11 protein-coding genes and 1 tRNA gene are annotated in these 13,588 nt (G+C 73.5%); 3 read left to right on the top strand and 9 right to left on the bottom strand.

Annotated features, from left to right (window positions below; genetic code table 11):
* Nucleotides 1-30: 30 nt before the first annotated feature.
* On the bottom strand, nt 31-1,974 hold the full coding sequence (locus ACIOGX_RS06230) for an EAL domain-containing protein (protein ID WP_356508532.1): 1,944 nt from the start codon (nt 1,972-1,974) through the stop codon (nt 31-33).
* A gap of 329 nt (nt 1,975-2,303) precedes the next feature.
* On the opposite strand from ACIOGX_RS06230, the gene ACIOGX_RS06235 reads away from it, so the two are divergent.
* Nucleotides 2,304-3,584 carry a M6 family metalloprotease domain-containing protein gene (locus ACIOGX_RS06235; protein ID WP_401910774.1) on the top strand — a complete coding sequence of 427 codons (1,281 nt, stop codon included), beginning with the start codon at nt 2,304-2,306 and terminating at the stop codon, nt 3,582-3,584.
* Between the two features lie 119 nt (nt 3,585-3,703).
* Here ACIOGX_RS06235 and ACIOGX_RS06240 read toward each other — a convergent pair.
* The 7 genes from ACIOGX_RS06240 to ACIOGX_RS06270 all read right to left on the bottom strand — a co-directional run bounded on the left by ACIOGX_RS06240 (nt 3,704) and on the right by ACIOGX_RS06270 (nt 10,533).
* A tRNA-Lys gene (locus ACIOGX_RS06240) sits at nt 3,704-3,777 on the bottom strand.
* Nucleotides 3,778-3,862: 85 nt separating this feature from the next.
* Nucleotides 3,863-4,552, bottom strand: a complete 690-nt coding sequence (locus ACIOGX_RS06245) for a hypothetical protein (protein ID WP_384762827.1) — start codon at nt 4,550-4,552, stop codon at nt 3,863-3,865.
* A gap of 147 nt (nt 4,553-4,699) precedes the next feature.
* Complete coding sequence (locus ACIOGX_RS06250; protein WP_356508528.1) at nt 4,700-5,047, bottom strand: hypothetical protein; 348 nt, start codon at nt 5,045-5,047, stop codon at nt 4,700-4,702.
* Nucleotides 5,048-5,203: 156 nt separating this feature from the next.
* Nucleotides 5,204-6,559 carry an AAA domain-containing protein gene (locus tag ACIOGX_RS06255; RefSeq protein WP_401911987.1) on the bottom strand — a complete coding sequence of 452 codons (1,356 nt, stop codon included), beginning with the start codon at nt 6,557-6,559 and terminating at the stop codon, nt 5,204-5,206.
* 29 nt (nt 6,560-6,588) lie between these two features.
* Entirely contained in the window at nt 6,589-8,325 is a 1,737-nt protein-coding gene (locus tag ACIOGX_RS06260) for a hypothetical protein (RefSeq protein WP_401910778.1), read from the bottom strand.
* Nucleotides 8,316-9,581: a hypothetical protein gene (locus ACIOGX_RS06265; protein ID WP_401910780.1), complete on the bottom strand. Its 1,266-nt coding sequence runs from the start codon at nt 9,579-9,581 to the stop codon at nt 8,316-8,318. The genes ACIOGX_RS06260 and ACIOGX_RS06265 overlap by 10 nt, the downstream gene beginning before the upstream one ends.
* Nucleotides 9,499-10,533 (bottom strand): phosphatase PAP2 family protein, encoded by a 1,035-nt coding sequence (locus tag ACIOGX_RS06270; RefSeq protein ID WP_401911990.1) that lies wholly within the window; start codon nt 10,531-10,533, stop codon nt 9,499-9,501. Before ACIOGX_RS06270 ends, ACIOGX_RS06265 begins: the two co-directional genes overlap by 83 nt.
* Nucleotides 10,534-10,761: 228 nt before the next feature.
* Between ACIOGX_RS06270 and ACIOGX_RS06275 the strand changes: the two genes are divergently transcribed.
* Nucleotides 10,762-11,358, top strand: coding sequence for a histidine phosphatase family protein (locus ACIOGX_RS06275; protein WP_356508522.1), 597 nt, complete (start codon nt 10,762-10,764; stop codon nt 11,356-11,358).
* A gap of 53 nt (nt 11,359-11,411) precedes the next feature.
* On the opposite strand, the gene ACIOGX_RS06280 is transcribed toward ACIOGX_RS06275, so the two are convergent.
* Nucleotides 11,412-12,854, bottom strand: a complete 1,443-nt coding sequence (locus ACIOGX_RS06280; protein WP_401910783.1) for a tetratricopeptide repeat protein — start codon at nt 12,852-12,854, stop codon at nt 11,412-11,414.
* Between the two features lie 265 nt (nt 12,855-13,119).
* On the opposite strand from ACIOGX_RS06280, the gene ACIOGX_RS06285 reads away from it, so the two are divergent.
* Complete coding sequence (locus ACIOGX_RS06285; RefSeq protein ID WP_193564105.1) at nt 13,120-13,551, top strand: hypothetical protein; 432 nt, start codon at nt 13,120-13,122, stop codon at nt 13,549-13,551.
* Nucleotides 13,552-13,588: the final 37 nt, after the last annotated feature.

Genomic DNA, 13,588 nt, shown 5'->3' on the forward strand with positions numbered 1-13,588 from the left:
GCCACCTCCCGGACGGGACGGGAACGGCCGTCAGACGCCTCTCGGGCTGACCGCGACCATCTCCGCGATCCGTTCCGGCGCCACCGGACGGGAGAAGAGCCAGCCCTGCCCCGTGTCACAGCCGATCCGCTGGAGCCGCGCCGCCTGGCCGGAGGTCTCCACACACTCCGCGGTGACCGTCAGGCCCAGCCGGTGCGCGAGCTGGATCAGGGCCTCCACGATCGTCTCGTCGGCCGGGCTCGGGTGGACGCCCTCGTCGTAGCGGAAACCGCGGACGAACGAGCCGTCCAGCTTGAGGACCGAGACGGGCAGCCGGCTGAGATACGCGAGGTTCGAGTACCCCGTCCCGAAGTCGTCGATCGCGATCCGTACGCCCATGTCGCTCAGGGCCTGGAGCGCCTGGAGGGGCCGGCCCGCCGAGCCCATCACCGCCGACTCCGTCAGCTCCAGTTGCAGCAGTTGCGGCGCGAGACCGGTCTCCGCGAGGATCTCCGCCACGTCCGCGACCAGATCGGAGTCCCAGACCTGGCGCACGGCGACATTGACGCTGACGAAGAGCGGCCGGGTGTGCGGGTGGTCCAGCTGCCACCGTCTCGCCTGGCGGCACGCCGTACGCAGCACCCAGCGGCCGAGCTGCACGATCGAGCCGTCCTCCTCGGCGATCCCGATGAACCGATTCGGCGCCAGAGTCCCGAACTGCGGGTGGTTCCAGCGCACCAGCGCCTCCACCCCCCGTACGACCCCGTCGGCCATCCCCACCAGCGGCTGGTACTGGAGCACGAACTCCTCGCGCTCCACGGCCGGCCGCAGCGTCGAGGTGAGCGCCTGCCGGGTCATCCGATGGGCGTTGCGCTCCGGGTCGAAGAGGGTCCAGCGGGCCTTGCCGTCCGCCTTCGCCCAGTACAGCGTGGTGTCGGCGGCCTGCATCAGACCGGTCGGGGTGGTGCCCTCGGCGACCCGCTCCACGACCCCGATCGACGCCGAGACCGAGAGCCGCTGCCCGGCCAGGTCGAAGGGGCGCTGGAGCGCGGTGAGTACGGAGCGCGCCAGATCGGCGAGTTGTTCCGTACCGGTGGAGTCCTCGACGAGGATCGCGAACTCGTCCCCGCCCAGCCGGGCGACCAGATGGCCGCCGCTGCGCGTGTAACCGTCGTGGTCGGCGCACTCGGTGAGCCGGGTCGCCACGGCCGCGAGCAGCCGGTCGCCGGTGCGGTGGCCGAGGGTGTCGTTGACGGCCTTGAAGCCGTCGAGATCGAGATAGCACAGCCCGATCCGCCCTGTTCTGCCATCGCCGTACGGCCGGCGGTCCAGATAGGCCGGGGACACGCCGTACGTCACGCCGTCGTATGTCGAGGCCTCCAGCGCGGAGGCGAGCCTCTCGAAGAACAGGGTGCGGTTGGGCAGCCGGGTCACCGGGTCGTGCATCTGGAGATGGCGCAGCCGCGCCTGGAGCTCGCGCCGGTCGCTGATGTCCGCGATCGACAGCAGGGCCCCGCGTCCCTCCGGTACGGGGACGACGGTGACCTCGGTCCAGAGGGTCCGTCCGTCGGGGTGCTTGAGCCGGCGGGTGCAGCGGAAGCGGGCGCGCCGGCGCTCCAGCACCGCGCGATAGGCGTCCCAGGTGCGGCTGTCGGAGGCGAGGTCGACGAGATCGGCCGCGGCCCGGCCGGTGAGCGCGGCGGGTTCGGTGTCGAGGAGCACGGCGAGCGCGTCGTTGGCGCTGACGACCGAGCCCTCGTGGTCCAGCACGGCCATGGCGAGTTCGGCGGCCCGGAAGGCGCCGCGGAAGTCCTGTGCGTCGCCCGGCGTGAGGACACCGCGTGGTGCGCGTGGGCCGCCCGGTGTGTGCGCGTCACGCCCGTCCGACGGCTCGGTGGCTGTTCTGCCGAAGGTATGACGCTCCGTGACGGGTGGCCGTCCGATGCCCGCCGCCGCGACCACCGCTGGACGCGGCCCTTCGGAGGTTCCGCTCACGGCTCGCTCCCGCGGTGCAGTCGTGTCGTACAGACGTGTCGTACAGAGTGGTCGGGACGGTCTGCCAGGGAAAGTGTGCCGATCATAGAGGCAGGCCGGGCGGCCGTTCCAGCTCCTGGACATCGAAGAGCCCGCGGAATCCCGCCGGCGTGCCACCGCGCGATCGTTTCTGCACGTCTGTGGCACCGGAAGAGCCCGCCGTGATCGCTTGTGACTTTCCGTGATGCGCCGGGGTGTCGGGTTGTCGACGCAGTGATCACAAGGCCTCTCACCCATGTGGTGCAGCGGAACAGGGCATAGTCGTACAAACCGACCCAGGGTGGGGAGTGGTGCCCCCCAATCCGGAGCCGGAGGTCGATGTGGAGCGTCCGCAGCCACCCGGGGGAGTGGAACGGCCCCGCCTGCGCAGGACCGCGGCCGCCGTGACCTCCCTCGTGGCGCTCGCCGCCACATCGCTGATCGCCGGGCCCGCCGGGGCCTCGGCCCCCGAGGGGCCCTGCGCCCTGCCGCGTACCGGCGCCCATCACTCCCTCGGCCTCGACACCTGGAACGCCTCCTATCCGCGCCCGGACCGCGTCCTCGACGCGGTCATGATCTTTCTCTCCTTTCCCGACTCGGCGCCGCTGGCCGACCCCGCCGAACTGGCCGCCGACCACTTCCCGGCCACCAGCCGCTTCTACGAGCAGGCGTCGTACGGCAAGTTCGCGCTCCGCGCCCACCCGCGGCTCCAGTGGTTCCGCATGCCGCACGCGTCCACCGACTACGGGATACGGCGCGACTGGGAGCCCGCCCGGCGCACGGCCTATCTGCGGGACGCGCTGGCCGCGGCCGATCCGGCGGTCGACTTCTCGCGCTACGACGTCGTGTATCTGGTCGCCGATCCGGACGCGCCCGGTGTCGACTCCGATGCCACGAAGGTGGTCAACTTCGACCGGCCGATGCGGGCGGACGGCACGGACATCCGGCGTATCGTCACCGTCTTCGAACGGCACCCGCCGGACCGCAACGTGCTGGCCCACGAGACCGGGCATGTCTTCGATCTGGCGGACCTGTACCACCGGCCCACGGACGGCAGGGGCGACTGGGACACCTACGTCGGTGACTGGGATGTGATGGGAAGCCAGTTCGGGATGGCGCCGGATCTCTTCGGCTGGCACAAGTGGAAGCTCGGCTGGCTGGACCAGCGGCAGGTGCGGTGCGTACCGCCCACGGGCACGAGCCTGCTCACCCTGGAGCCGATCGCGGCGGCGCCCACCCCCGGCGGGAGCGCCGGGACCCGGCTCGCGGTCGTCAGGACCGGCCGGAACACCGCGCTGGCCATCGAGGCGCGCGCGGCGACCGGGAATGATATGCACACCTGCACCGAGGGGGTGCTGATCTACCGGGTACGCGGCGAGACGGCGTCGGGCGGTGGCCCGGTCGAGGTGGTGGACACCCATCCGGGCGGCGAGGGCTGCTGGGACCGGTCGGTCTATCCGCCGCTGGCGGACGCGCCGCTGGGGGTCGGCGAGACCTTCACGGTGGAGCAGGAGCGGACGCGGGTGGAGGTGGCGGACCGTACCCCCACGGGAGCCTGGACCGTCAAGATCACCCCGGAGGTCACGTCCTGAAGCCCCGGGGCCTGAAGCCCTGGAGCCTCGCGCCTCAACGCCTCGCGCCTTGTGGGCGGAGACTTGTCCGCGGAAAACGGAGGAGCCCCTCGCTCGCGCGAGGGGCTCCTCCGTGTCTGTGCGCCGCCAGGGACTCGAACCCCGGACCCGCTGATTAAGAGTCAGCTGCTCTAACCAACTGAGCTAGCGGCGCCTGCTGACGTCGTAGACCTTAGCACCCGGATCGGCGCGAAGAAAAATCGATACAGACAGGCCCCTTCAGCAGGTGTTTCCCATGGTCAGGAGCGTGACCGGGGCAGTCGGGCAGCCGCCGCCGACGACGGTTCCCGCGCCGTCCTGGGGCGCGGTACGGAGCCCGGCCCGGCCGCCGCCTGGTCGCGGGCCGCCCGTACGCAGGCCCAGAGCAGCACATCGGGTCCGGGCAGCCAGGGGTGGCGGGTGTCGGGGGCGACCATCCAGCGCGGCCCCGACGCGGGGCCCGGCGACAGCGGCGGGACGGTCACCGCGTCACCGGTGCCGTGGCAGAGCAGCGGCGGCGGCGCCGTCTCCGGCTCACCGCCGCCCGAGCCGCCCCACTCCTCCCAGGAGAGCAGGGACGGCAGCCGCTGGGCGGTGCCCGGCGCGGCGAAGAGGAGCGTACGGCCGCGGTACGCGGCGACCGGCCCGGAACCGGGGCCGTCCGCCCACAGCCGGTCCAGCATGCGCCGGCCGAAGAACGCGGGGGCGTTCACCACGTCGAAGGCGGAGCCGCAGGGCAGCACCGCGGGCGCGGTCGGACGGGCGGTCCAGAGGGAGAGCGTGGAGCGGGGGTACGGTCCGGCGGAGGCGAGCCACTCCGCGCCGGCCTGGGTGACCCGCGCGGTCTGGGGGCCGCCCTCGTCACGGAGAAGGCCGAAGATGTCGGTGCGGCGCTCGTCGTCGCTCATGCCGGGAGTCAGCGGGGATTCATCTCGTAGCCATGCGCTCATGACAGTCAGATCTACCGGGAGTAATGGACCCGTTCCCGAGAGTTCGCGAAAGACGGGACAGGGCGGCGCGGGGAGGCGTAACCTGCGCCACGCATATGCCACATGGGTGACACGCAGACCCGCCAGTGCCGTGCCGTCCCGTCGGCCTCACTGGCTCGCCAGGCCCTCGCCGCGCAGCAGGTCCCGGCCGAACTCGACCATCTTCTTCGCGTAGTCCTCGGTCCACTGCGCGCGCAGCGCGATGTCCGCCGTCGTCAGCCGGTCGAAGCGGCGGGGATCGGCGAGCTGCGCGGCGGCGATCGCCTGGAACTCGACGGCCCGGTCCGTCGCCGCCCGGAACGCGAGAGTCAGCTCCGTCGCTCTGGCCAGCAGGTCGGCGGGGTCGTCGATGGATTCGAGGTCGAAGAAGTGCTCGGGGTCGGCGACCGCCTCCGAGGGCTCGAAGAGCAGTGGTGCCGGCCGCAGTCGCCGCTCGCTCCGCTCGGGATCCGCCATCGGTTCTCCTCCTGCTCGTGCGTGTGGGGCCTTTCGGCCACCGTCCATTGTCCCGCCCGGCGCAAGGGGGCCTCGGGCCTGTCCGCGAAGTCCCGCCTGCCCGGGGACGGGCGGACGGCGCCATGTCGAGGACAGGCCCTCCCATCGTGCGCTCTCTCAGGGCCGCCAGCTCACCCGGTGCTCCGCGAGCTTGGCCAGAACCGAGTGGTTCGCCTCCCAGCCGTCCGGGAACTTCACCGTCACCCCCAGCCGCACCGGCTCCGTCGAGGGGTGCTCGTCCAGCAGCTCCGCCACGCCCGCGCGGCACACCACGACACACGCGTGCCGGTGCCGGGACGCGAGCACGCACAGCCGGCCCGTCTCCAGATGGAACGCGGTGGCGTCCGGCCGCCCGGAGAGCGGGTGGAGCACCACCGTGACATCGAACTCACGGCCCTGGAGCCGGTTCGCGGTGTCCACCGCGACCCCGCTCACCCCCAGCTCCGCGAGGGCCGCGCGGACCGCCGCCGCCTGGTCGCGGTGGGCGGTGCCGACCGCGATCCGGTCGGCCGTCACCGGCACCGCGTCGGGGGAGCGCTCGCTGGTGGCCGCGCAGCCGCGGTCCAGCACCCTGCGCACGACCAGCGCCACGGCCCGTACCGCCTCCGGGTCCGTACGGGGCGTACGCCGGGCGGGCAGCTCCAGCAGGCCCCAGCCGGACTCGGCCGCCTCGTCGAGCACCCGGTCGGGACCCGAGCCGTCGGACGGCACCCCGAACGCGAGCCTCCGGTCGCCGTGGCCCGTACCGCTGCGGAACGGCGTGTACGGATAGAACGCGTCCGACACCAGCGGCGCCGCGGACGCGGGCAGCCGCCAGGACACGGGCAGCCGGTGCTGGGGCAGCTCGGGATTGTGCGCGAGGAGCGTGGAGACCGCGCTCGCGGACGGGTCGTACGACAGCCCCGCCCACTGGTCGGCGCCCACTACGCTGAACGGGTCGAGCTGGCCGGGGTCGCCGACGAACAGCGCGCGTTCGAAGAGCCCGGCGACGGCGAGCAGCGCGTCCGAGCGCATCTGGTACGCCTCGTCCACGATGGCGTGCCGCCAGGGCTCGACCCCCTGCACATGCGCCCACTTCGCCGCGGTCGAGATCACGACGTCGAGCCCCGCCAGATCCGCCGCCTTCGCGGACTTGCGGACGTTCGGCAGCGCGTCCAGGGCCTTGTCGTACGGGTCGGGGTCATTGCTGTGCAGCCGGCCGACCGGCAGCTCGGGATCCTTCTCGGCGAGCCGCGCGACCAGGTCGTCCACCTGCGCGTTGGTCTGCGCGACGACCATCAACGGCCGCCCGGCGGCGGCCAGTTCGCGGGCGGCCCGTACGACGAGCGTCGACTTGCCCGCGCCGGGCGGTGAGTCGACGACCACGCCGCGGTGGGTGCCGTGCAGCGTGTCGCGCAGGATCGCGTGGGTGGCACGCGCGGCGGCGGCGCCCGGATCGAAGGGCGCGTGGCCGGGACGGCCGGGGCCCGGCATGGCGGTGGTTTCCGACGCGGCGGTGTCCGTCACAGGAAGTCCTCCTCGGTGACCGGGTCCGGAGCCTCGGCCGTCGGCCCGGTCCCGGCCTGGGCGTGGGCCTGGGCTTGGGTCTCGGTCTGGGTCTCGGTCTCGGTCTCGGTCTCGGTCTGGGCCGGGGGCGCGTCCTCCGCACCCGGCGGCCCGCCGTGCGTCCACGGGGTCTCCTCCGCGTCCGGCAGTTTCGGGCCACCGCGCTGGTCGTGCTCGAAGAGCGTCCAGGCGATCCGGTCGCCCTTCTCCGGCACGGAGCCGGGAGCGGGCTCCTTGCCGCGGCCCATACGGTCGGTCAGCCGCAGCACCAGCACACCCTCGGCGCTGTCGGTCCCGTCCGTCCCATCCGTCTCGTCGGTCCCGTCCGCCCCGTCGGCGGACGACCGTACGCACTCCGCCGACTGCGGTTTGCCGTCCAGCGAGCGGAACACCTTCGTACCCGCCTCCAGATGCGGCCGGTCGTCGGTGCGGACGGTCACCAGCGGGCGCGGACTCGGCCGTTTGCTCTCGCTGTACGCCATCACCACCTCCGTCACCTCGCTCAGGAACGCCTCGCCCGACAGCCTGCGCCCCGCGAACACCAGCGGATCGTCCAGCGCCTCCTGGGCCTCCAGCTGCGTCTGCGCCGTCTCGCGCGAGGCGAGCTTCCGCGCCGCCGTCACCGCGTCGTCCCGCCGCGGCTGCGGCGGCTCCCCGGCGCGCACCCGGTCGCGATGGCCGGTGAACGACCAGCGGTCGCGCGTCCAGCGATCGGTGACGCGCGCCCCCGCGGGCAGCGCGCGCAGCAGGTCGAGACCGCGCCACACCGCGTCCCAGGTCGGCCGCATGACGCCCGCCAGCAGCTCGCGGATCTCCCGCTCCGCCGCGGTCAGCCGGGCCAGCTGCTCCTCCGCGCCCGGCCCGTCCTCGGCCGCCGCGAGCGCCTGGCGGGCCCGGTCGTATCCCTCGATGGCGGGCGCCAGCAGCCTGTTGTCGAACGCCGGGTCGGTGGCGGGCCCCGCCGGGGGGCAGCACAGCTGTCCGCCGCGGTCCCGGTCCAGCTCGGCCCGGAGCGCCGCCTCGGCGCCCGAGGCGCCCTCGGGCGGATCGATCCAGGCGAGCAGCGCGCCGAGATGCTGGTCCTCCAGGCTGGACTGCCCGGTCGCCCAGTGGCGGTTCAGCAGATCGGTCGCCGCGAGCAGCAGCGAGGACCCCGGCACCCGGGCGCGCTCGCCGTAGTGCGTCAGCCAGCGGCCGAGCAGCGGCACGCGCGGCGGCGCGGGATACGGCGTGTCCGGGTCGTCCTCGGCCGTACGCCGGAATCGCATCGACCGCCCCAGCAGCCGTACGAAGTCGATGCCCGGCCGGCTCGGCACGATCAGCTGCGGCGCGTCCACGCACAGCTCGGCCTCGACCTTGACCCGCTTGCCGGTCTCCGGGTCCGTCTCGCTGCGCTCGGCGGGCTCGATCACATCGGCGTACCCGTCGAGATACGGCAGCACGGCCTCGGCCAGCTCGCCGAGGAACGCGAACCGCAGATCGCGGTCGCGTGGCTGCGCGACGGTCAGCAGCCGGGGCGCGTCCCGGTCCGTCCCGACCAGCGCGCCCAGCGGGGCACCGGCCTCGCCCGCGGTGGTGAGCGGCACGAGCACCAGCGGCTCGTCCGAGATCCGGCGGTGCCGGACGGTGGCCAGCGGCCGGGCGCGTCCGCTCTCGACGGCCTCCAGCCGGGCGAGCGTATTGATCAGCGACATGTGACCGCCTCACCCGCGGACCCGGCGACCGGCCCGGCGACCGGCCCGGCGACCGGCCCGGCGGCCTCTCCTTCGCCCCCGGCGGCCGATGCCTCAGGGGAAGTCCCGGCCGCCGCCAGTGCCTCCGCCCGCAGCGCGGCGGCCCTGCGCAGCGCGAGGACCGTCGGGTCCGCCGGGTCGCCCGCCCCGCCGTGCGCCGCGGCCAGCACCGCGCCGACCGTGGTCAGACCGCCCAGCTCGCCCCGTACGCCACGGCCCAGGGCCTCCACCGCGCCCTCCTCGCGGGCCCGGTGGCGGCAGTGGAAGGCCAGCTCGCACGCGGACAGGCATTCGGGCGCGTAGGCCGCCGAGACCGATTCGACCGCGGCCGTCAGCTCCTCGCCCGAGCAGTGGTCCAGATCGAAGGTGGTGCCCTCGGGCAGCCCGGCCGCGATGTCCTCGATCCTGGTCAGCCTCGCCAGCTGACGGCGCGTCACCGACAGCTGCTTGCGTACGTCCACGACCGACGCGGCCGGCAGGTTGGAGAAGTCCTTGGGGCAGACCAGCAGCACGCGGTCCGCCACCTCCGCGCCCGCCGTGTGCAGGGCGACCCGCTCCAGCGCCAGGACGTACACCGCGGCCTGCCGCGCCGCCGCGCCCACCTTCGCCGCGTCCGCCGCACCGTCGATCATCGGGAAGGACTTGATCTCCACGACCGTCCACCGGCCGTCCGGACGCACCACCACCGCGTCCGGCTCCAGATACGCGGGGGAGCCCGCCACCTCAAGAGCCAGCAGCGGATGGTCGAGCAGCGCCCACGCCCGCGCCTCCGTGGCCTCGCGCAGCGCCAGCGCCGTACGGGCCGTGCGCCCCTCGGGACCGGCCGCCGACAGATCGGGGACGAGGACCTCACCGGGGGCGGGCGGGGGTGACTGGCCGCCGAGCCGTTCGGACAGCAGCCGCATCAGCTCCGTACCGCCGTCGGCCTTGACCTTGGCCTCGAAGGCGTTGCCGCGCATGAACGCGAACTGCGACTGGCCGAACGGGGCGGGCGAGCCGAGCGCCGACGCGAGCGCCGCCTTGTCGACCCCGGCGCCGTCCAGCAGGGCGCGCCGCCGGCAGCCGGGGTTGGCCGCGAGGGCCGCCAGGGCGCGGGCGTCGAGCGGATGCGGCGCGACGGCGGGGCCGCGCAGCTCAGCGAGCCGTCGCCGGAGTGTCGTCTGCGGAGGTGGTGCCGGTGGTGCCGGTGCGGGTCCGCTGCCCAGGGAATCGCTCACCCGCGGAAGTCTCGCATCCGCCGCTGACAACCGGGCCGTTACGGGGTGAGGCAGGGGACGGCGTACGGGGTGACGAGGCGGCGGAGGAGGACACGGGGGAGGCGGCGGGGGACGGCGGCGCGACGGCGGCAGGGGACCTGTCGGCCGGCGCCGGCGACCGTCCGGAGCGTGTGCGCGCCGCGGCCCGTACGCGCTCGGCCGCGCGCAGCGCCGGCCGGGTCAGCAGCGCCCCGAGGCCCATCACCGCCGCGCCCGCGACCGCGTCCAGGAAGTAGTGGTTCGCGGTCCCCATCACCACCACGGTGATGACCAGCGGATAGCCGGCGCCCACCCACTTCACCAGCGGGGTACGGGCGTGCCGCCACAGCAGCACCCCGCACCACACGGCCCAGCCGACATGCAGGCTCGGCATCGCCGCGTACTGGTTGGTCATCGCGCCGAGACCGCGCGGCGCGCTCGCCTCGTCGCCCCACCAGCCGTACGAGCTGTACTGCGCCATGGTGTCGACGAAGCCGTGTCCGGCCGCCAGCAGCCGGGGCGGGCAGGTGGGCAGGAGGGTGAAGCCGGCCAGGCCGATGACGGTGGAGAGCATCAGCCAGGTACGGGCGGCCCGGTAACGGGCCGGGCGGCGGCGGAAGAGCCAGACGAGGACGGCCGGGGTGACGAGGTAGTGCAGCGAGGCGTAGGCGAAGTCGGCGGGTATGCCGAGGGCCGGGGTGCTGGTGAAGAGCCGGTTGAGCGGATGCTCGGCGTTGAGGAGGAGCGCCTTCTCCACCCGCAGGATCGCCAGTCCGTGGTCGACGGCGGTCGAGACGTCGCCCCGTGCGAGCAGCCGGCCCAGTGAGTACGCCGCGTAGACCAGGACGAGCAGCGTCAGCTCGGTCCACCAGCGAGGCCGTGGGCGAGGATGTGTCGTCCCAGGGCTCTGCGGCGCGCTGGCGCTGTACGGCATTCGGACGATCTCCATCGTATTTTCATGCAGCTGTCGGCCGATGTTCAACCGTACGGTGTACGAGATTGAGCCCCTCGGCCGGGTGTGCCTCCGGAAGAATGTTCGACAACATCCCCTGACGGGGAGAGGGACGCGGTGATCTTCCGGGAGGTTGCCCCTGGAGATCGCCTTCCGTTCAGGTGCGCGATGATGGAACGGCACCAGTTGTGAACCCCAGGGAGCACCTTCATGGCACCGCGCATCCTGCTCGCCCGGCACGGTCAGACGGCGTGGTCGCTGTCCGGCCAACACACGGGCAGGACGGACATCCCGTTGCTCGACGAGGGCCGGCGCGGCGCCAAGCTGCTGGGCGAACGGCTCCATCAGGCGCCGTGGTCGGGGCTGCCCGGTGTGGAGATACGCACCAGCCCGCTGGCGCGCGCCGCCGAGACCTGCGCGCTGGCCGGGTTCGGCGACCGGGCCGAGGAGTGGGACGCGCTGATGGAGTTCGACTACGGCGCGTACGAGGGCATGACCCCGGCGCAGATAAAGGCGGACCGGCCCGACTGGTTCATCTGGCGCGACGGAGTCCCGGACGGCGAGACCCTGGAGCAGGTCTCCGCCCGCGCCGACGAGGTCGTCTCCTGGGCGCGCTCGGCGGACCGTGACGTCCTGGTCTTCGCCCATGGCCACATCCTGCGCGCGATCGGCGCGCGCTGGCTGGGCGAGGACATCTCGTTCGCCGCGCGGATCCGGCTCGACCCGACCTCGGTGTCGGTGCTGAGCTGGGCGTACGACCTGCCGGCGATCCAGGTCTGGAACGACACGGCGCATCTCACGCGCTGACGGGGGGGCTCGGGGGCCGGGGCCTCGCACCCCGGGCCTTCCGGCGCCGGTCCTCAGGCCCGTACGTTCGTCGAGGCGTGGCGGTCCAGGAAGGCGCCCACCTCCGGCAGCCGCCGCTGCGGCAGCAGGACCCGCGCCGTGGCCGCCAGTCGCGTATGGATACGGGACGACTGGACGGCATCCAGCGCGTCCAGCACCTGATGGCCGGCCGCCGCCGCCTCGTCCGGCGCCCCGGCGCGGGCCAGGTCCGTGGCCAGCTCCACCCGGTAGAGCGCCAGATTGCGGGCGAAGTGCGGATCCTGGAGCGCCGTCGCCCGGTGGGCGTGCCGCGCCGCGCGCGACCAGTCGCCCAACGCCGCGTGACACAGCGCCTCCTGTGACTCCAGCTCCGGCTCGCCGAAGAAGGACATCCACTCGGGGTCGGCGTCCGAGGGGCCCCGGTCGAAGAGGCCATGGGCCCGGGACAGCGACCGCTCACAGTTCGTACGGTCGCCCAGCTTGGCCCAGCCGGCCGCCTCGCGCAGCGAGAGCAGCGACAGCAGCCGCGGCGAGGCGAGATGCCTGGCGGCGCGCCGGCCCGCCTGCGCGGTGCGTACCGCTTCCCGGTACCGGCCCGAATCCTTCGCCAGGAACGAGGTGTTGGCGAAGGCGTGCGCCTCCACCCCGGGATCGTTCGCCATCCGCGCCGTCGCCAGCGCCTCCGCGTAGTGCGAGCGCGCGTCGTCGAAGCGGCCGGAGTCATGGGCGAGCCAGCCCACCGAGATCGACAGCTCGCCGGCGCCCGCGTAGAGCCGGTCCGCGACGGACTGGCGGGCGGGCATGCCCGAGTCGAGCAGCGCGTGGGCGGCGCGCAGCGGCTGGGCCGCCTGCCGGTAGATCCCGTCGGCGCCGTGCCGGTCGTCCAGCAGCCGGATCCGCCGCACGGCCGCCTCGACGGCGAGCACCTCGGCGTCGCAGGCCGGCCGCGCCGTCCGCCGCGGCGGGGGTACGGCCGCGGCGGCCGTACCGCCGAGACCGAGGGAGGCGGCCACCACCGTGACGGCCGTGACGGGACCGCTCGTCATGAACGCGCGACGCAGCACGTCGCTCTCCTCGCTGGCGTCGCCGCTCTTGCCCGTATCGCTGGTGTGGCTCCGGCCGCCGCCGGTGTCCACCCTGTCGGCTCTGCCGGTTCTGTCCGCTCTATCCGCTCTGTTCATGGCGGGCGCCGTGGGCGCCGTGGCCCGCGCCGCTCTGCCGCGTACGTGCTCGCGCGGACAGAAGCCCAGGTCCTTCAGGCTCAGCCCGGGGAACATGTGCAGGAAGACCCGTTCGTACGCGTAGTTGGGGCAGCGGATCTCGCCTGCCTCCACCCGTCCGATATACCGTGCGTCACAGGCGACTTGTTCACCGATCTCCCGCGCGGCCCTGCGTACGGCGGCGGCGAACTCCCCCGGCGAGCGCCGCCCGCGCAGCCGGCGGAAGGCGAGGTTGGGAACTGCCCGAGACAACGCCATGGCCGAGCCCTCTCCTGGTACAGCCGTTGGTGCCCGCGGGTCACCCGGAGCGTGCGGTGTGATGTGGCGCGGTGCCCAACTCCGGTTGTTCCGACGGGCAGAACGTACCGACTGTGACGGTCGTGACACATAGAGTTTGACCACAAACCGGATTTCTCGCCCATGATCTGCCATGAACTGCCATCTTTTTCGGCGGTGCGCCGCCGTAGCCGTTGACGCCGCTCCGCGTTGAACCGCGTGGGAGACGCTCAATGTGGAGGTCGGTATGGACACCAGTGGTGGCTCGCGGACGACTGCTCGGCGCGTGCCCGGCCAGGAGTGCGGCGCGCGTCCCGGGGACGACGCCGGGGAGCCCTGTGACCTGGTGACGGTGCCGGCCCGGCAGGGCTTCGAGGCGGTGGACATCCTGCGCCGTGGGGGCGCCTCTCCCAAGGTGGGGCCCGTGCTCCACGACGGCCCGTGCGACACCCTGGGCTTTCTGGTCCCGCCGGGTACGGCCGCGGGCTGGGACATGCCGGGCAGCGCCTGTACGCAGACGAACGGCCGCGGTTTCCGTATCCCCGCCGAACCCCCGATCATCGGCTCGGCCTGGCTGCTCCACCCCGATACGACGGGCCCGGTCACGGATCCGGCGCTGCTGAGGGAGGCGCTGGGCGAGGCGGCGCGGCTCCTTGAGGCCGCCGACCGATGTAGATAGCCGGGCGCGTCCCCGCCGGCCGGGGGCTTTCCGGTGC

The organism is Streptomyces sp. NPDC088147, assembly GCF_044741565.1.
Taxonomy (GTDB): domain Bacteria; phylum Actinomycetota; class Actinomycetes; order Streptomycetales; family Streptomycetaceae; genus Streptomyces.